The sequence below is a fragment of the Sphingomonas nostoxanthinifaciens genome, assembly GCF_019930585.1.
Lineage (GTDB): Bacteria > Pseudomonadota > Alphaproteobacteria > Sphingomonadales > Sphingomonadaceae > Sphingomonas_I > Sphingomonas_I nostoxanthinifaciens.
In genome coordinates this window covers 3,186,263-3,202,818 of sequence record NZ_CP082839.1, presented here as the reverse complement: position 1 = coordinate 3,202,818, position 16,556 = coordinate 3,186,263, and the positions used below count along the sequence as shown (strand labels likewise).

Here is a 16,556-nt window from a genome sequence, read left to right as displayed (position 1 = left end):
GAGCGCGGCGATACTGGACCGTCGCGCTCCATTTCGTCAGCTCACCGTGATCGTGCAGGGCAGGTCCACCGTGCCGCCTGAGATGCTATCCACGCAGTGGACGGTGAAATTGTAGGTGCCTGCGGTAGTCGGTGTGCCCGTCAGCATTGCCTGCGTTGCATTCAACGTCAGGCCCGGCGGGATCGTGCCGCCGGCGACAATGCTATGAACCTTGGCGGGGAGCGCGGTCGGCGCACCCGGCAGGGAGCCAGCGAACCCACCGCCCGTCGACATCAGCGAGCACAGGAATGGTGAGCCGACGGTGGCAGTGGCGCTCTGTCCGCCTGCGAGCTTGAGCGAAAGCGGCCAATAGGCTGCCTTGGAGGCCGCCGGATTGTACGTCGCGCCCATGGCGTTGAGCTCGGTAAGGATCGCGTCGCGGATCTTGGTGGCCATGTACCACTGGCCGTCCTGGTTGGCGTAACCATCGTTGAGGTGATTGCGGTCGCCGTTCAGGATAAGGTCGTTGATGCCGTCGTAGGACGGTGTGCCGGTGTAGCCTTGGCCGAACTGCACGGCGCTCTGCGCCGCCCCGCCGGTCGCAAACTGCAGACGGACGAAGATGGAGAACGGATCGGCCCAGGTATTGAACTGCGCACGGATCTGCTCCTCGCGGTTCTGGAGCGTCGTGCGCGCCTGGATCACGCCGCCCCACATGCCCATGCACACGATCAGCGATCGCGGGAAATCGGCACGCACCTGTTGCCATAGCGCATAGAGCGCAGCGACGGTTGGGCTGACGGAGCCGTTGTCGTTGTAGCCGAGCGATATGACGATCACGTCGGGGTCGATGGCCGGTTTGATGATCGGCGTGATGAAGTTGGTGTAGATGGACCCTGCCGAGGCGGTCAGCGACCACTGCGCCGTGCCGGTCGTGGTTACCATCGACGACCCGGACAGACCGGCCGTGACGACGTTGTGGAAGCCGAGATAGCGACCGAGCGTGCGCATCAGGTCCTGGCCGCGGACGGCGTTGTACGAGGCGCCCGAAGTGTAGCTGTCGCCGAGGCACAGGATGGTGCCCGTGCTGGCGCGGGTCTGCTTGACGCAGGAGCCGCCAGCATCGACGCCAATGCCGTAGAACCGGATGGCCCCATTGCACTCGAGCACGATGTCGTAGTTGCCCACCGCGCCGAGATCGAACTTGGTATAGCTGAGGTCGCCCGCACCTGCGGCGTTACCGAAAGGCTGCTTGCCGGCGATCGCGAGCTGGCCGTTGACCCAGAGGCGCAGGCCGGCGGCCGGCGTGTCCTTGGTGGCGATCTCGATATAGCGGGTGTTGACGACGCGTGTGCGCCACTCGGTGCTGAACTGCCAATAGTATTTGCCGCCGGGCATGAAGGCGTTCATGCCGCCGCCGGTGTTCGGGGCGTCGTCCATCTGGACGATCACCCACAGGCGCGGGTCGCTGGTCACCAACGGCGCGCCACCGAAGGCCTCGAATACGCCCGGATTGCTCTGCTGCGTGTAGAGGTTGGTCAGCGTGGCCGCACCCGTCGCGGCGCCGGGCACCAGCGCCAAGGCGGCCGCGTCCTGGCGGCTGGTGGCCTGCTCGAGCGCGGTGAGCGCCAAGACCTTGGAGAAGGTCGCCGCGCGCACCGCATCGACAGCTGATCCGCCTCCCCGGAAGCGTCGGCGGATATCGCCAAAGATATCAGGAAACATCGGCATCGCGAGCACTCCAAACGGCAGGAGAAGGAGGGCCCGGCGGTTCACCCGCCGAGCATGGGTTGGGATTGACGGGCAGTCAGGAGCGGTCGGTCACCACTCGCGAGAATAGACGGACGCAGAGGCGACGGCGCAGATGATCGAGATCGCGCCGGTGCCGACGTGGCTATCCTTCGACTCGTAGAAGCTGCCGGCGGCGATCAGGAGGCTGTGATAGTCCTGCGTCGCCGTTCCGGTGCCGCTGATGTAGCAGGCGCCCGACGACTGGTTCTGGATGTTGAAGCCGCGCCGCGCGGTGTTGACCGCCATCAGCTGCTGTGCCGTCCCTGCCGTCGTGACGCTGGCCCCGCGGTCGGTCGCGGTGGACCTGATCACCGTGTCGACCGGCTGCGGCTGACCGCCGGGCGCTCCCTGAACGGTGATGACGTCGGCCGACGGCGCGCCTGCCGTGCCCAGCGCCGGCTGCTTGTCGGAGGTCGCCGGGTTGATGGTCGTGCCAGCAGCGTTCTTGACCTGGTGGCAGGGCACCTGAGTCGACGAGACCGCGGTCGAGCAGGTTGCGATCGTGGCGCCGGTGGCGTCCTTGACCTGAATGTCGGCCAGGGCCGGAGCGGACGCGACGAGGACCGCCGCGGCGAGCGCCGCGACGCGAAAGAGCATCTTCATGGTGGTGTCTCCCTTGTGGGTGGTGGTCAGATGATGCCGCCGGCGAGGCCGAGGCCGGTGCCGGACGGGTCGGAGAAATCGACGGTGCCGGGCGTCGTGCCGGCGGCGGTCACGACTTCGGTGACAGCGAGATCCGCGGTGGCGCCCTTGCTGTCGGTGACGCGGAGGACGTAGTTGAAGGTGCCCGCGGCAGTGTAGGTGCCGGTTACCGACAGGCCTGCGATTGAGCGACCGCCGGGCAGAGCGCCGGACTGCTTGGTTAGAGCGTAAGGCCCCGTGCCGCCCGAGATGACGGGCGTCAGCGCTGCATTGCCGCCCACGACGGGCGAGCCCGCCGCACCCGCAATTGCCAAGGCTGCCGCGCCGTGAGGCGGCATATAGGTGATGGGGATCGATACCGGCGCCATGGGTGGCATCGAGATCGTGGGGACCACATCGTTAGTCCCGCCGTGTCCGGACATTGGTCAGCCCTCTGTCGAAAAGAAAGGAGCGACGGGCGGGGGCGGACGCAGCGCTTCAGGCGCCCGCCGAAGCAGGTTCTTCATGGTGGTTACCCTTTCGGAGAGAGCCGGCGAGCCGGCGGGAGGATCAGATGCGCGCGAGGCTGTTCTGAAGCGTCGTCATGCCGGTGATCATGCAGGTCAGGTGCGACCCGACCAGCTGATCGCTCCCCATGAACGTCGCCAGATCCTTCGCCGTGGCGAGCAGCGAGGCAAACTCGGCGGTCGCGACCAGCGCCTTGAGCGAAGCAAGCCCGGCTTCCCGGCCAGCGGCTGCACTGGCGAGCGCCGCGGCGAGAGCTGCCTGCCGATCCGCTTCGGACGGCATCGGGATGAGCGAAGGGGTCGGCGCGGTGGTGGGCGCTTCATCTGCCATGGTGATCTCCGTGGTTAGGGCGCGGGCGGCGCGAGCAGGTCGAGCAGCGGCGGCTGATTGATGTTCGTCGCGGCCCACGCCTGCCCGCTCTGAACGAGCGCGGCTGCGGTCGACATGATTGCCTCGGGCGCGGTCTGCGCCGGCGGCGAGCCGCTATTCAGGACGGGGTCGTTGTAGTGGCCGAAGATCGTCGACCGGAACGCATCGGAGACGACCGTGCCGGTGTGATCGAGCACGCACAGGCTCAGGTCATACTGCAGCTTCGTCGCGTCGCGCGGCGCGCCGGTGCGCCAGCGATAGGTCACGAGGTAGATGGCCAGATCGTCCTGGTAGGCGAACTCCATGACGTCGGGGATCTTGTCGTCCCCCTGCGTCCATTCGAGCGCGCGGTTCGGAAGGGTGGAGAGGCGAACGGCATCGGCCACGGGCGATCCTTACGGCTTGATCGGGTTGTGGGTTAGGACGCGCGCACGCGCCTCGGTGCCGGCGGCGTAGACCCTCCCGCCGACGTGGATGTGTGCCACCGGCCGCACCCCCCATTCCTGCACCTCGACGATGCGGTCGTCGGCATGAAAGGTGCCGTCGATGAGAGACGCCACCTGCGCATCGAGCGCGGCGGGCGCCATCAGCACGGTGCCGTCGGGCAGCTCGATCGGTGTGTGGATCGAACAGACCAGCTCGGCGCCACGCGCGGTCCGGAGACGCACGCATGGTTGCGGGCTGATCTCGACCGAGTCGACCGAGGCCCGCTCTGCACTGCTCCAATCGTGCCGCAGCAGATCGATCGGCGCGCCAGGTGCCGCGGCGCCCGCCTGCAGATCGTCCATCAGCCACGCATCGACCGCGACGCAGGCTCCGCCGCCGCTGCCGCCGCCAGACGAGCCGCCGGGCGAGCCGTCGGCCCGGTTGGTGTAGAATGCCCCCATAAGGATCCGCTGCTTATCGGTGTTGCCCTGGAATGCGGGGGTGACCGAATAGCTTGCGCCGGCGGCGCTCATGTTGGGCGCGATCAGGTAGAGGTAGAGCTGCTGATTGTCGCCGAAGCCGGTGAAGGTGCCGCCGGGCATGTAGGTGAAGCCGTCGCCGAAATCGACCTGCCAGTCGCCGAACTGGATGCCGCCTTGGACGCCCGAGACGAAGAACCCGGCTGCCTGCACCGAGGCCGAGATCGCGAACGCCGTCGTCAGCTGCGCGCTGGCTTGCCGCCCGTCTGCGCCGAGGTTCTTGGCCGAGTTGGCGACCCGATATCCCTTCGGATTGCGGATGAAGCCATAGCCGCCCGTGATCGGCTGGGCCTGAATGTACAGTTGGCAGGCGGCGAAGTTCTGCCAATTGATGTTGCCGCTGATCCCCTGCACCGTGATGCGGCCGACGAACTTGGTCCACAGATCTTTGACGCAATTATCGGTCTTGATCGCCACCGCCGGATGCTGATCGCAGTAACTTCCATTGCCGTCGAGGAACGACGTCCAGATGCCGAGATATCCACCTTCGCCGTTGGCCGGAACGGTGCTGCCCTGCACGTAATACTCGAACTCGATGTCGATGTAGTCGTAGGGCCCGATCACGAAGCGTTCGGTCGTGACGTTGACGTCGCTGCCCTGATCAGGAGGAAATACCAGCCGTCGCCCATCACCGCTGTCCTGCGGGATCGCGCGACCATCGAAGCCAGCCCAGCAGGTGGAGTCGGAGGGCGATCGGAAGAGCGGATCGAGGAAGACGTTCGCGCCGGTGTCCTGCGCGATGATCTTGGCGCGATCCTGCAGCGCCTGCGCGAGCACGGTCTCGGCCGACGCGAACGCATTGCTCAGGGTGTGGAAATAGCCGCGGTCGAAATAGGTCTGGTGACCGACGTCGTTGATCTGGACGGTGTTGATTAGGAAGTCCTTCAGCACGTTCCATGCGTTCTGCATTGCGTCGGCCTGTGCCGCGCAGCCGAGGCCTTCCCCCTTGATCCGCTCCGACGAAACCTGCGCGTCGACGTCGTTCACGAAGCCGCGATAGCGCTTCTTCTCGTCCGGCGACGCGTGGTTGTTGTCGGCCACGTCATCGGTGAACGCCTGCACCGCATCCGCCGTGCTTTTTGCGGTCGCCGCGGTGCTGTTGGCCGTGTCGACGTCGGCGGCGATCTGGGCGGCGGAGCGGCCCGCCAGATTGGTGGTGTCGAGCGCGACGTTCTGTCCGGTGACGTCGCCCATCGGATCGCCAGGCCCGTCGGTGTATGGAGGCAGGGCGGTCTGGCCGGAGGTCATGTGCCCCATGGCCGGCTCGGTCATGAACATGTAGCCGTCGCTGGCATCAGCTTGGGATACGGTGGGGTTTCCGTAGCGCCCGTACATGCGCCACATCAGCATCATGTACGCGGCAGTCTTGCTCGTATCGATCACGTCCGCGACGTTGAACACCGCGCCGATGACGTTCATGGTGGCCGGGTCGCCGTTCTGACCGCCGCCCCCTCGTGCGCCAGCCCAGCTGGGCGCTCCGATCAGGTTGCCGTCCTTGTCGAAGATCAAGCCGAACATATTGACGTCGCAGCGATGGTTGGCGAGCGAGCATCGGGCGTAGACGCGATCGCTGTTCTTGACCTTGAGCATATACGGGGCCGATGCCGCCACGCTCGGGCGGGCCGCATTGAGCGGAGTCCACGGACCGTAGGTCGAGAAGACATCGAAATATTCGTAGTTGTTGATGAGGCCGAAGATGTGCGCCCAGGCCGAATTGCGCACGCCAAACCAGCCGGCGAGGTTCGTCGCGACGTCGAAGGTGTGACTGACCTGGGGGGCGCCGCTATAGGTCGGCTGGGATTGTATGGCGCCCCCGCCGATTGGCGCCGACGGCAGGAAACCGCGCAAGCCCTGCGAAAAGTCTGACAAGGGCAGCTCGTTCGGGGCCGCGCCGGCGTTGGTCGCCGACTGCGTCATCGACGCGATCAGATTGATTTTTGCCGTGTAATAGCTGGTGAACGCGGCACGAAAATTGACCGGGTTGACCGGGCTGTCGACGGTGACGTCGGCCCAGGCGCCGGCATAGGGCCCGATGCTGGTCAGATAGGTTGCCAGCGCATCGCGGGCGGCGATCAGGAGCTGGGAAGCGACGCCGAGCGCGCTCGCCTGGGCGACCAAGGGGTCGATCTCCGCGGTGATCGCATTCCAGTCGGCGATAACGGCAGGCTTCTCGCCACGCGACAGGATCCTGTCGCTGGCGATGACGCCCAGCTGCGAAAGCGCGGTGCCGGCGTCGCTCGCTGCCTTCGCCGCCTCGTTCACCAGCGCATCGAGCCCATCGCCGCTGACGTTCGCAAAATCATAGGCGAGCTGGCTGACGGTGACCGGACCGATGATCTGCCGCGCGCCCTGCGCGCTGCGGCGTAGGTACGAGACGGCGACTTCGTACTGCTGGCCCGGAATGACCGCCGTGATCTTGGTGCCGGTGGTGCTGGGCGGCAGCGTCGCGGCTGCGATCCATGCAGCATCGGCGCCCTGCCCGCTGATGAACACGCGATACTCGAACACGATCGCCTCGGCCGTCGGCCGATCGACAGCGCCGGCAATGACGAGCGCCGGGAGGGTGTTCGCGCCCTGGACGATCGACGTGCCGGTGATGGCCCAGGCATTGGCTCCGGGGGTCGGCACGAGCGTCGGGCCCGAGACGCCCGGCGTGGGAGGCGCCACGGTCGTCTGGCCGAGCGCGAACGGATGCTTGGCGACCGTCTCCGATCGGGCAGTGAAGATGGGCGTTAGCGAAGCTGGATCGAAGCTGCGGTTGAGCAGCAGCACCGGCTGGTTGACGAGCCCGCCCTCGGGCAAGTTCACGGCGATGCAGTCGCCGGGCTTATAGCCGATCCAGCGCAGCTTGAGCGGTAGCGAGATCGCGCCGAACTCGCGGCTATTCTCGATGTCGTAGCGCGCCGCGACGGCGATCTGCGCATCGACGTTGATCAGCGGATAATCGATCTGCTTCGTGCGCTGGCCGCCATCAATCGGGAAATAGTCGGCGACCACGATCGGCGTACCGGGCAGCAGCTGCCACTGGTTCGCCTCCTGATAATAGCGCGGCACCACGCGGTTGATGCGCTGCAGGCGGCTCTGCGTCGCCGGCACCACCGCGTCGCCCATCAGGTCGGACGGGTTGACCGTGTCGAGCACCACCTTCGGCGCGTTGACGTAGCAGCTGACCTTGGCTCCCAGCTGGATGGGCTCGCCCATGCCTGCCTGGAGGATCTTCTTCATCGTGTCCCAGCGGCCATCGCCGCTGTAGACCACGCCGCCGGCCTTCCAGCCGTTCGTGCGCGCGACGTTGGCGCCCTCGACGAACGCGGCGACGTCGACCGCTTCGATCGGCGCGCCCATACCGAACGTCTGGACGTAGGTGCTGCTTGTTACCTGGCGATCGCGCTCCCACGTGCCGAGCGCCCAGCGCAAGCCGTGAAGATAAGGGTCGTCGCTATATTCCCAGGTGTCCATCGCCGCGTCGAAGGCGGCAGTGTTCTTGGGATCGGCCCAGCGATGCGAGCCGCTGCCGCCGGGATAGGTCGAGTCCTTGCGCGGATCGTAGCAGAGATGCCCGAGCATCACCCAGATCGGCTTGGGCACGCCCGACTGGTAGTGATCGCCCTTCGTGTCGAAGCGCAGCGTCCAGGTCGCCGCGGTCATGCCGTGCAGGCGGCGGTCGGCGCCCCATCCGGGCGGCGTGCCGGCGCCGGTGCCGAAGCCCATGGCGGTCGGGGTCGGGATCGCGCCGAGCTGGCGCGTCTGCCACATGAAGCCGTCGAACGGCGAGCCCTGCGCCGGCCCATCGTTGGCGAAGTTCACCGTGGTCGTGTCGGCGTTGAAGCTCTCGAACGCGAAGGACGGGCCGCCGGCCGACAGGACGACCACGAAGCTCTGCCGGTCGTTCGTGCCCGCGTCGCTGGTGTCCCACGCCTTGCGGAAGACGATGTTGCCGGCGGTGCCATGGCGCCCGATCCCGTAGGGCAGGAAGCCAGCGGGATCGGCGGTGAATTGGTCCGGCGTTCCGGTTGACGTCGCGGTAGGCTTTTTCGCCGTCAGCGTCGCGCCCACCTCGAGCCCGATTGCGCCGATCGCCGCGATCGACGCCACCTGCGATGCGACCGAAGCGACCGCTACCTCGCCCAGCGTGCCGGCAGCCGCGGCACCGGCCGCACCAGCGATCGCGCCCACGCCGGTCGCGACGAGGGCGACCGCGCCGACGACCAGCGCGGCGGTGCGCAGGACGTGGCTCACTTCGACGAACCGAAAGGATCGACGCGCCAAGCGTCGAGGAACTCCACGGGCTGCAGCACCGCCGCACCGCCGGGCACGTCCTCATGATAGCCGACCACCCGGCCGTTCCCGAGCGCGATCGTCAGGCTGCCGAGCGCCGTGTTCGCCGGCAGCATGAGAAAATCGCCGACGACAGCCGACGCCGGCGGGATCCGCGGCAGACCCATGGCGTCGAGCGCCGCCGCCACATCATCGAACCCGCGCGCCTGCAGCTGCTTCAGCGCGCCGCGTACCGTCGAATAGGCACCCGTGGGCGGCAACTGGACCTTGCGGCCCATCTTGCGCAGGTGGAACGCGCCCATGCGGACGCAGTCGTTCACGCCCAGGCGCAGCTTGCGGGTACGGAAGCGGTCGAGCGTCGCTTGCGCGGCATCACGGCGCCTGAGCATATCGGGATCGGTCATCGCTCTTGCAGCATCCCGCCATAGGAGGTGGAGGCGCCGAGGCCGCCAGAGTACGAATAGGTGACGGCGGTGCTGTCGCCGGCGACGCCCCAGTCGATCGGCTGGCCGACGCCGGTGACGTCGTCGAGCCCGGCATCGTTCGCGTAGATGGCGCGCTGGCGACCGGGCGACAGGCGCTGGCCCTCGTCATCGGCGAGGCAGCGCTCGAACACGCTGATGACCGTATATTCCAGATCCCGGCTGTTTGCGCGGACGTTGAGCGTCGGCACGTCGAGCTCGCCGAAGAACAGCTGATGCGGATCGGGGATCACGAGGCCGGTCGCTGGATTGACCGCGCCGACGTGGATCAGCACCTGGCTGCCCTGCATGTTAGGCGCGGCGAGGTCCGCCGCCGCGGCATCGTTCGCCGGATAGATGGTGATCTTTAGCTGGGGCGCGTCGTCGCCGGTGCCGTCGCTGATCTCAGCGCAGGTGGCCAGCACGCCATAGGTCGGGTCGCGCCCGAGATATGCGCGGCCGCCGAACGACAGCTCGGCCGAGCCATCGAGCAGGCCGAGCGGATAGCCGGGAAGCGCGATGAACACCGATCCGAAGATGGTGGGGTTCCATCCCGAGAAGGCGGCGTCCGTCGCCGGGGTGAGCTGGGTCATTCCGCCTCGGCGATCGTGAAGGTCGGCAGGTCGGTGTAGGGCTCGAGCCGCAGCTTCCAGCTGACGACCTGCCCCTTCAGCCACCCCTCGATGTAGGGCTGGGCGAACTCACAGGTCGCGCCGTCGGCGGGCGCGCGTCGCAGCATCAGCGCGAGCGGCAGGCTGACGTTGCCGGCGCCGTCCGCCGCGATGTCGGCGCCGGACGCGTAGAGGTATCGACGGCCGTTGAGGATGATCGAGAAGAACTGGTTGAACCGGATCACATAGCCGGGCGTGAAGCCGCGCAGCGCCAGCGTGGACCCCAGCTGGCCGCCGCCATTCACGACGGGCGCGCCGGGGTTGCCGATGGCCAAGCCCGGCTGCGGAAACGCAAAAAGGCCGCCCTGCGTCAGCGCCATCGACAGCAGGCCGGCATAGATCCGACCATCGGGCTCGGTGGCGACGGTCGGCGGCTCGATGTCGAGCGAATACCGATTGCCCATCCGGTTCAGCTTCTGCGCCGGACCGCCGAGGGGCGGGGTCAGGACTCCTCCAAAATCGGTGAGCGTCGGCGTGCCCGTCCGCCAGTTCTTGGTGCTGGGGATCAGGATCGACATATCACCTCATCCGCCGAGCGGCTTTTTGCACCACGCGCTGCTGGCCGATCCGACCGCCAGCCGCGGCGATCTGCGGGGCGGCGGCGCTGACCTGACCTGCCGAAATGCCGCCGATGCGATCCCAGAGGTTCTGGTCGACGAACGAGTTGGACAGGTCGTAGATGTTGTTCACGATCGGCCGCTGGGCGCTGGTGATGCCCGACAGCGAGGGCAGGCGCAGGCTGGCCGACCCGACCATTCCGCCGTCTGCGAAATGCGGCATCCGGTTGTCGTTGATCGCGGTCAGCAGCGCGCGGTGCTTGGCGGTGGCGGCGGCGTTGATGATGAACTCGCCATTCGACAGCAGCGCCGGGATTTTGTCGTCGCGCGGGCCGCCCGCGCCGAAGACGGGGCCGCCGCCGGCGCGCTTCAGGACCGGGCCGCCATCCTTCAACCCGAAGAAGCCGCCGCCGATCGTGTTCACCAGCAGCTTCTCGATTGCGATCTTCGCCAGATCGGCCAGGATCGAGGTGGCCATGTCCTTGAAGGCGGATGCAACGGATTTCGTGCCGGTGATGACGCCGACAAAGCCGTCTTCGATGCCTTTGAACCCGTCGACAGCCACCTTCTGCAGAGAGTCGTTCAGCGCGTCGCTGCTGCCCACGGCCTCGGAAAGCTGGCGCTTGTAGGCATCGATCGGGCTGGCGTTCGCCAGATTGGTGGCATCGCGCTGACGAGCGAACTGCTGGGGAAGCAGGGACTTCTCAGCTTTCGCGTTGGCGATTTCACTCGGGTCGTTGCTCTTCTCGATCGTGCGATCAAGATCGGCCAATCGCTGTTTTTGCTGCTGGGCGAGGAGTTGCTGCTCGATCGCCAGCCGGTCTTTCCGAGTGGTCGCAAACTGGAGGTCGATCTGGAGCAGGGCGATCTGATTGTCGCGCGCCTGCTTGTCCGCCTGATAGGCAGCATCATAGAGCGCGATCTGCAGTTTGCGCTGCTCGACCTCTTCCTGAATGCCGGCATTTTCGAGCAGCTGCGCTTTCAGCTGATCGGCATGCGCCTGCGTCAGTTTCTTCGCGCGAACCTGGTCGTCGATCGACTGGCTCTTGGCAGAGAGATCCGTCTGGATCTGGCCGAGCGCGATATCGTACCACTGCTGCGCCGACTGCGTCAGCTGCTGCAGCGCCTTGCTATAGGCATCGTTCTCGCCGCGCTGCTGATCAGTGAAGCTCTTGTCCTCTTCCGCTGCGCGTTCGGCGGTGCGGTCGACCTTCGACTTTTTTGGCTTCTGGTACGGCTTGAGATCGTCCGCGACGCCCTTGCCGTCGATGCCATCGACAACCAGCCCCTGTGCATATTGCGTGCTGCGGTCGGTCGCCTGGGCGAGAAGGGCCTTCTTTATCTCGATCGGGTCGCGCCCACCGAGCTGGCCCGCCTTAGCCAGCTGGTCGATGGCCGCCTTCGCTCCGTCGACCACGGCGCCGATCTGTTTGTCGAAGGCCTTGTTCGAGGTGTCCGGCGAAACCGCCGCCAGTTTGACCTGGAACTCGTCGATCACCTTCTGCAGGGGCGCCAACGACGCTTCCTGAGAAGCGACACTGGCACGGCCGAGCTGGACGCCAGCGAGATCTGGCGCGTCCGACGGTGTGAACAACGACAGGATCCCGCTTGCGCGCTCCGTGAAGGTCTGCTCGCCCTTGCCCTTCAGGGTCTTCGCGTCTTCCTTCTCCGCCGCCTCGGCCGCCAGCTGATTAGCCTGCGCTTGCAGCCGGATCGTCTGGATCAGCACCTCGTTGTGGGTCTTCAGGCGGCCGGTGGTCAGATCGATGATCTTGCCCAGCTCGGATTGAGCGGCGCCGAACGTGTCGGCGGCGGTGGCGGCCTTGCCGATATCCTCGGCCAGCATCTTCGCCGCGTCGTCCGACTCCAGCAGCTTGATCGCCAGAGGTGCAAGCACCGCGACGAACGCCGAGACGGCGAGGCCACCGGGGCCGCCCATGAACGCGCCGAACTTCGCGAACGCGGAGGTGGAATTGCCCGCCTCCTGGCCGGCGAACGCGGCGGCTTCACCCAGACGGCTGATCTGCTCGCCGAAGATCGTCGCGATCGGCAGGCCCGCGCTGTAGCTGTCAGCGCTGCTGCGCAGGACGTGCTGCAGGATGAGGCTCGATGCCGACATGCGGTTGTGTGCGGTCGTGATGACTTCGCCCGCTTTGGTGCCGGCCGTGCCGGCGGCGACCATTTCGCCCTCGACCGCCTGAAGCACTTGGGCTTGATCGCGGAGGCCCTTGGCGAACCGTTCCGCGCCCGTGGCAGCGGCAGCGGCGGCCGTCGCGTAGGCTCGGATGGCCTCGTTGTCGGCGCCGGTGGCGACCGCAGCGCGCCCCGCGGCATCAGCGCGATCACGGAGGGCGACAGCGACCTTCGTCGCCTGATCAGCCGCCTTTACGGCGGAACTGGTGTCGAGCGTCAGCGATCCGCCGGACAGCGCCTGCCGGGCTTCCTGCTGGATATCGGCAAAGCTGCGGCGGAAGTTCGTGACGAGCGCCTTCGCGGGATCGTCGTTGGCCGCCAGCTTGTCGAAATTCTCTTGGACGTCTGCGATCATCTTCGCGACGTCGCCATCGAAATTCTGGAGCGTGCCCGTCGCCGCCTTCATGGCGCGCGTGAACGCGTCGGTGCTCGCCGAAACCTGCAGGTACAGGTTCCGGCTGGACTGACCAGCCATCAGCTACTCCATGGAAAGCGGTGTGCTGCCGACGCTTAGCCGGCGCTAGAACTTCGTCTTAGGGTCCGGAAAACCCTTGAAAGGGGCTGGCTCGCAGTTGCCGTCGGCAGTCGAGAAGCCGATACGACCATAAGGCGCAAAGCGAAACCGAGTATACGCGCCTGTCGATCGATCAACGCTATGGTGCTGCTTTCCGATCGGGGAGTCGTCGCTCGTGATAGGCTCGTCGAAGTCAATGCGGCTTGCCTCGACCGAGAATATCGGACGCAACCCACGATCACAAAGCTCGTCGTAACAATAACGGCCTGCCTCAAGGTCTACTCGAAGTTCCAGCGTGAAGGGGCGCTTTCCTTCAAAATAGTTGGCCGTTTCAACGCCTTTGCAGATCAGATCAAACTGATCGGCAGCGACTGCCGATGAGGCAGAGAGAAGCGCAACAGCGCAAAGCAGCGATCGCATGTCGCAGAGCTATCACCCCCTCGTGGCCTTCTCAATCTCCGCGTTGGCGCGCTGCCGGGCCTCAATCATGGCCCACAGCTCGCACGGGGTGGAGCGCCAGAACGTGTCCGGGGTCCACCCGAACGCGTCCAGCGCGATCCCCATCATTCGGCGGTGCCGGCACCCTGCTCCGACGTCTTCGCCGTCGTCGTCGGAGCCTTCGGCTTTCCCGTGGCGGTGATCCCGCCGGTGGCCGCCTTGATCAACATGTCCTGGATCGGTGACAGCGCGTGAAGCGGCCCCATCTCGACGATGCAGCGCTGAACGGCCGCGTCGTTGACGTTCTGGTGGCTGGCGTCCGACTCCTGGCGGCCATATTCGCGGACGCACTCGCCCGCGATCGTCGCCATCTCACGCACGGTCAACGCCGCGTTCGTGGCATCATTGGCGAGCGCTATGACCGACTTGCCGGTCTCGGTTTCGATCGCCACGATCGCCTCGTAGCTCGGCCGCATGATGTGGTCGGCGCCATCGAGCGCGATCGCGAACTCGCCCTTGACCTTATTCGGCCGCATGCTCGGCCTCCGGTGCGGTCTCGGTCGGCACGGCCGCGTAAAGCGTCGCGACCTGCCCAGCGACGCTGACGACGCCGGCGTCGGCGATCATCATCGACAGGGTGGTGACGTCGGGGGCGTCGACCGGAAGGAACGGGCGCAGCGCGCGCGCGACGCTATGCGCGAGCGGCGCGCCCTGCATCTGGCGCTGCACCTCGGCAGCGCTGCAGCCGGTGATCGAGAGGATCTTCTTGTCGAGATCGTCCGGGCGGGTCGTCTCGAACTTCTGTTCGCCGATCGTGATCATGTCGGTGGCTCCTGAAAGGTTGGCGGATCAGACCGCGTAGGTGTCGGTGACCGGCGCGCCGTTGCCGCTCAGCTTCACCGCGACCGGCACGCCGCTGTTCTGGCCGAAATCGGTGCTGTCGAGGTTGCCGTAGACCGAGCCCGCGAACACAACGTCTCCGACCGCGCCGGCCTGGCCGCCCTTGCGGATCTGGATGTTGAACGGCAGCAACGGGTTGGCGTTGCAGAGCGACTCCAGCCGGGTGTAGCCCAGCGTGTCGGGAAGATCGGGCAGCAGCGTCAGGTCGATCGACCAGGTCTTCAGGCCCGGCGCGGACGAGCCGTACCCCTGATTATCCTTGGTCGAGAGATCGATATCCGACGTGCTGCGGTTCACCTTGCCGCCCTGCTGGCCCTTCAGCAGCGTGAAGGTGCCCGGCGTCGCGCTCTCGACCCACAGCAGGTAATTGTTGCCCAAACCTTTCGCCATCGTGCTTCTCCCATGTGAAAAAGCCGCGCTTGCGAGGCGCGGCGGGGTGGTTGAAAATCGGAAAGATCAGGCCGGCTGGCCGTAGGTCTCGAACTGGTTCACGCCGACGTAGGTGACGCCGTCTGGCCCGGCGCGGCTGACTGATCCTTTGAGCCAGCGCGCATTCTCGATGCGAGCGCCGTCCGCCGCGAGCGGCTTATTGTCGAGCGCGACACGGCCGGCGTGCATGGCCTGAAGGAGCGGCACGCGCGATCCGCCGCGGATCCAGAAGTGCACCTCGAACGTGATATACTCGAACTGGCCGTCGCCTTTGTCGGCCTCGCTCTCGTTGTCCATGTCAGCGACGACCATGTAGGGCGGCTGCATGCCCTCCGGCGGCGCCGTGTAGACGGGCATGCCGATGTTGGCCGCCACCAAAGCGTCGTAGACCGCCTGCTGAACGGCGGAGAGCAAGTCGATCATCAGGTGATAGCTCCCTCCGAGAGGTCCGCCCAAAAGGCGTCGATCTTGCCGTCGGCGATGGCGCCCAGGTCAGGCGCCTCGATGAAGTAGGTGCCGGGCCGGGCTTTGATGTTGAGGGTGTAGGTCGCGATGATGTCGGAGGCCCGCTTGCGGCTGCCGCGCGACTGCGTGCGAAGCTTCCCGTTCACCCGGCGGCGGCGTTGAACGGTAACGGTCTGCGCGCGGATACCGCGATCGACTGGCCGGCCGTAGAACGGGCGGGAGCGGCCGGCCTTCATGTCGAGGAGACCCATGCGCGCGCGGAGGTTCTCGACATCGACATAGGCGCTCAAGCCGGCCTGCAGATTGCCCTGATCGATTGGCGTTCGGCTCTGCTGCTGCGCAAGCCCCTCGATCGCGATCTCCGTGAGCAGGACGCCCATCTCATCCTTGGCCTTGTCGCCCATGCTCTCGAAGAGCGTTTGCGTTGCCGACAGGCCTGCTACCCGTTCGGGACTCATGTCGTGCGTTCCACCGCCGCCGTGTCGGCGATGATCAGCAGCTGCTCCCGGTCGCCGTTGGGATCGGTGATCGACAGGATGTTCAAATCGATGCCGCCTGTGCCGTTCAGCCGGATCTGCCAGCTCGGATCGATGCCGGTGCGCCAGCGGATGCGGATGCGATAGGTCGAGATCCCCTGCAGCGCTTGGGCGATCACTGCCTCGCGGCCGTCCTGCCCCAGCACCTCCGCCCAAGGCTTCATAGTGGCTTGCCACGTTTTCGTGCTCCCGCCGGCGCGGTCGGGCAGCTGAACCGGCTGCATAAATTCGATCTGATGCCTCAGGTCGCCGGCCCGGAGCGCGGGAAGCGTGGCCATCAGATGACGATCTTCGTCCACCGCCGCAGCAGCGGCTCGAACCCGTAGGGGATCTCGACCGCAGCGGCGCGCGTACCGACTTCGGCGGCGGCGCGATTGGAATACCAGTGGGCGATCAGCAGGTGCATGGCCTGCTTCACCTTCTCCGGCACGTCGTCAGTCGTGGGAAACCCGGCCGTTACGTCAATCTCGATCGGCAGCTGCTCCGGCGCGAAGTGGCGGCAGAGGCCGCCAGTAAAGCCGACGCCCCAGCCCATCTGGGCGGGCAGCAGCCGCACCGGCTCCGCCTTCAGATTGGTGACCCAGGCGCCGGCGGGCAGCGCGGTCATGACGTTGTGCACAGGATAGCGCACAGCGTCGACCGACTGGATCGGCCATGATTTCAAGTCGATCCAGCGGCCGAGCTCGGGCCGCGTCTCCGTAATGGGCCGCGGTGTCAGCACGAGATAGGTCATATCCTCGACCTGCTCGCGCGCGGCGACGATCAGCGACGCAATCCGTCCATCGTCGGCATTGGTGTCGACGCGAAGATTGCCCTTCGCCTCGTCGAGCGAGATCGGCTCGGGAGCGGTATCAGCCATCG

General features: G+C 66.4%; 20 protein-coding genes. 1 reads left to right on the top strand and 19 read right to left on the bottom strand.

The window, feature by feature from the left end:
* Positions 1 to 36 precede the first annotated feature (36 nt).
* The 10 genes from K8P63_RS15130 to K8P63_RS15085 all read right to left on the bottom strand — a co-directional run bounded on the left by K8P63_RS15130 (position 37) and on the right by K8P63_RS15085 (position 12,402).
* The gene (locus K8P63_RS15130) at positions 37 to 1,710 is read right to left on the bottom strand and encodes a GDSL-type esterase/lipase family protein (RefSeq protein WP_223796848.1); all 1,674 of its coding nucleotides are present in this window, start codon (positions 1,708 to 1,710) and stop codon (positions 37 to 39) included.
* 90 nt (positions 1,711 to 1,800) lie between these two features.
* A complete protein-coding gene (locus K8P63_RS15125) occupies positions 1,801 to 2,373 on the bottom strand; it encodes a hypothetical protein (RefSeq protein ID WP_223796847.1) in 573 nt (190 codons plus the stop codon).
* A 26-nt stretch (positions 2,374 to 2,399) separates the two neighbouring features.
* Positions 2,400 to 2,780: a hypothetical protein gene (locus K8P63_RS15120; protein WP_223796846.1), complete on the bottom strand. Its 381-nt coding sequence runs from the start codon at positions 2,778 to 2,780 to the stop codon at positions 2,400 to 2,402.
* Between the two features lie 181 nt (positions 2,781 to 2,961).
* The gene (locus K8P63_RS15115) at positions 2,962 to 3,249 is read right to left on the bottom strand and encodes a hypothetical protein (RefSeq protein WP_223796845.1); all 288 of its coding nucleotides are present in this window, start codon (positions 3,247 to 3,249) and stop codon (positions 2,962 to 2,964) included.
* 14 nt (positions 3,250 to 3,263) lie between these two features.
* Complete coding sequence (locus tag K8P63_RS15110; RefSeq protein WP_223796844.1) at positions 3,264 to 3,674, bottom strand: hypothetical protein; 411 nt, start codon at positions 3,672 to 3,674, stop codon at positions 3,264 to 3,266.
* Between the two features lie 9 nt (positions 3,675 to 3,683).
* A complete protein-coding gene (locus K8P63_RS15105) occupies positions 3,684 to 8,522 on the bottom strand; it encodes a phage tail protein (protein ID WP_223796843.1) in 4,839 nt (1,612 codons plus the stop codon).
* Positions 8,489 to 8,935, bottom strand: coding sequence for a DUF6950 family protein (locus K8P63_RS15100; protein WP_223796842.1), 447 nt, complete (start codon positions 8,933 to 8,935; stop codon positions 8,489 to 8,491). Before K8P63_RS15100 ends, K8P63_RS15105 begins: the two co-directional genes overlap by 34 nt.
* Complete coding sequence (locus tag K8P63_RS15095) at positions 8,932 to 9,585, bottom strand: hypothetical protein (RefSeq protein ID WP_223796841.1); 654 nt, start codon at positions 9,583 to 9,585, stop codon at positions 8,932 to 8,934. The genes K8P63_RS15100 and K8P63_RS15095 overlap by 4 nt, the downstream gene beginning before the upstream one ends.
* A complete protein-coding gene (locus tag K8P63_RS15090) occupies positions 9,582 to 10,181 on the bottom strand; it encodes a hypothetical protein (RefSeq protein WP_223796840.1) in 600 nt (199 codons plus the stop codon). Before K8P63_RS15090 ends, K8P63_RS15095 begins: the two co-directional genes overlap by 4 nt.
* A 1-nt stretch (position 10,182) precedes the next feature.
* Positions 10,183 to 12,402 (bottom strand): phage tail tape measure C-terminal domain-containing protein, encoded by a 2,220-nt coding sequence (locus K8P63_RS15085; RefSeq protein ID WP_223796839.1) that lies wholly within the window; start codon positions 12,400 to 12,402, stop codon positions 10,183 to 10,185.
* Between the two features lie 30 nt (positions 12,403 to 12,432).
* Here K8P63_RS15085 and K8P63_RS15080 point away from each other — a divergent pair, with 30 nt between their 5' ends.
* On the top strand, positions 12,433 to 12,927 hold the full coding sequence (locus K8P63_RS15080; protein ID WP_223796838.1) for a hypothetical protein: 495 nt from the start codon (positions 12,433 to 12,435) through the stop codon (positions 12,925 to 12,927).
* 6 nt (positions 12,928 to 12,933) lie between these two features.
* On the opposite strand, the gene K8P63_RS15075 is transcribed toward K8P63_RS15080, so the two are convergent.
* The 9 genes from K8P63_RS15075 to K8P63_RS15035 all read right to left on the bottom strand — a co-directional run bounded on the left by K8P63_RS15075 (position 12,934) and on the right by K8P63_RS15035 (position 16,554).
* The gene (locus K8P63_RS15075) at positions 12,934 to 13,347 is read right to left on the bottom strand and encodes a hypothetical protein (protein ID WP_223796837.1); all 414 of its coding nucleotides are present in this window, start codon (positions 13,345 to 13,347) and stop codon (positions 12,934 to 12,936) included.
* Positions 13,348 to 13,359: 12 nt separating this feature from the next.
* Entirely contained in the window at positions 13,360 to 13,491 is a 132-nt protein-coding gene (locus K8P63_RS21035; protein WP_223796836.1) for a phage tail assembly chaperone, read from the bottom strand.
* Entirely contained in the window at positions 13,491 to 13,901 is a 411-nt protein-coding gene (locus K8P63_RS15065; RefSeq protein WP_223796835.1) for a GTA-gp10 family protein, read from the bottom strand. The genes K8P63_RS21035 and K8P63_RS15065 overlap by 1 nt, the downstream gene beginning before the upstream one ends.
* Positions 13,888 to 14,187 (bottom strand): hypothetical protein, encoded by a 300-nt coding sequence (locus K8P63_RS15060; protein WP_223796834.1) that lies wholly within the window; start codon positions 14,185 to 14,187, stop codon positions 13,888 to 13,890. Before K8P63_RS15060 ends, K8P63_RS15065 begins: the two co-directional genes overlap by 14 nt.
* A gap of 27 nt (positions 14,188 to 14,214) precedes the next feature.
* Positions 14,215 to 14,655 carry a phage tail tube protein gene (locus K8P63_RS15055; protein ID WP_223796833.1) on the bottom strand — a complete coding sequence of 147 codons (441 nt, stop codon included), beginning with the start codon at positions 14,653 to 14,655 and terminating at the stop codon, positions 14,215 to 14,217.
* A gap of 66 nt (positions 14,656 to 14,721) precedes the next feature.
* Positions 14,722 to 15,117: a tail completion protein gp17 gene (gp17, locus tag K8P63_RS15050; protein ID WP_223796832.1), complete on the bottom strand. Its 396-nt coding sequence runs from the start codon at positions 15,115 to 15,117 to the stop codon at positions 14,722 to 14,724.
* Positions 15,117 to 15,617: a hypothetical protein gene (locus K8P63_RS15045; RefSeq protein ID WP_223796831.1), complete on the bottom strand. Its 501-nt coding sequence runs from the start codon at positions 15,615 to 15,617 to the stop codon at positions 15,117 to 15,119. The genes gp17 and K8P63_RS15045 overlap by 1 nt, the downstream gene beginning before the upstream one ends.
* Entirely contained in the window at positions 15,614 to 15,973 is a 360-nt protein-coding gene (locus K8P63_RS15040; protein ID WP_223796830.1) for a phage head closure protein, read from the bottom strand. The genes K8P63_RS15045 and K8P63_RS15040 overlap by 4 nt, the downstream gene beginning before the upstream one ends.
* Positions 15,973 to 16,554: a head-tail connector protein gene (locus tag K8P63_RS15035; protein ID WP_223796829.1), complete on the bottom strand. Its 582-nt coding sequence runs from the start codon at positions 16,552 to 16,554 to the stop codon at positions 15,973 to 15,975. Before K8P63_RS15035 ends, K8P63_RS15040 begins: the two co-directional genes overlap by 1 nt.
* Between the last annotated feature and the right edge of the window lie 2 nt (positions 16,555 to 16,556).

Coding starts and splice junctions, on each gene's coding strand:
- K8P63_RS15130 (WP_223796848.1), bottom strand. CDS start 1,710: ATGCCGATGTTTCCTGATATCTTTGGCGATATCCGCCGACGCTTCCGG.
- K8P63_RS15125 (WP_223796847.1), bottom strand. CDS start 2,373: ATGAAGATGCTCTTTCGCGTCGCGGCGCTCGCCGCGGCGGTCCTCGTC.
- K8P63_RS15120 (WP_223796846.1), bottom strand. CDS start 2,780: ATGGCGCCGGTATCGATCCCCATCACCTATATGCCGCCTCACGGCGCG.
- K8P63_RS15115 (WP_223796845.1), bottom strand. CDS start 3,249: ATGGCAGATGAAGCGCCCACCACCGCGCCGACCCCTTCGCTCATCCCG.
- K8P63_RS15100 (WP_223796842.1), bottom strand. CDS start 8,935: ATGACCGATCCCGATATGCTCAGGCGCCGTGATGCCGCGCAAGCGACG.
- K8P63_RS15095 (WP_223796841.1), bottom strand. CDS start 9,585: ATGACCCAGCTCACCCCGGCGACGGACGCCGCCTTCTCGGGATGGAAC.
- K8P63_RS15090 (WP_223796840.1), bottom strand. CDS start 10,181: ATGTCGATCCTGATCCCCAGCACCAAGAACTGGCGGACGGGCACGCCG.
- K8P63_RS15085 (WP_223796839.1), bottom strand. CDS start 12,402: ATGGTCGCCGCCGGCACGGCCGGCACCAAAGCGGGCGAAGTCATCACG.
- K8P63_RS15075 (WP_223796837.1), bottom strand. CDS start 13,347: ATGCGATCGCTGCTTTGCGCTGTTGCGCTTCTCTCTGCCTCATCGGCA.
- K8P63_RS21035 (WP_223796836.1), bottom strand. CDS start 13,491: ATGGGGATCGCGCTGGACGCGTTCGGGTGGACCCCGGACACGTTCTGG.
- K8P63_RS15065 (WP_223796835.1), bottom strand. CDS start 13,901: ATGCGGCCGAATAAGGTCAAGGGCGAGTTCGCGATCGCGCTCGATGGC.
- K8P63_RS15060 (WP_223796834.1), bottom strand. CDS start 14,187: ATGATCACGATCGGCGAACAGAAGTTCGAGACGACCCGCCCGGACGAT.
- K8P63_RS15055 (WP_223796833.1), bottom strand. CDS start 14,655: ATGGCGAAAGGTTTGGGCAACAATTACCTGCTGTGGGTCGAGAGCGCG.
- gp17 (WP_223796832.1), bottom strand. CDS start 15,117: ATGATCGACTTGCTCTCCGCCGTTCAGCAGGCGGTCTACGACGCTTTG.
- K8P63_RS15045 (WP_223796831.1), bottom strand. CDS start 15,617: ATGAGTCCCGAACGGGTAGCAGGCCTGTCGGCAACGCAAACGCTCTTC.
- K8P63_RS15040 (WP_223796830.1), bottom strand. CDS start 15,973: ATGGCCACGCTTCCCGCGCTCCGGGCCGGCGACCTGAGGCATCAGATC.
- K8P63_RS15035 (WP_223796829.1), bottom strand. CDS start 16,554: ATGGCTGATACCGCTCCCGAGCCGATCTCGCTCGACGAGGCGAAGGGC.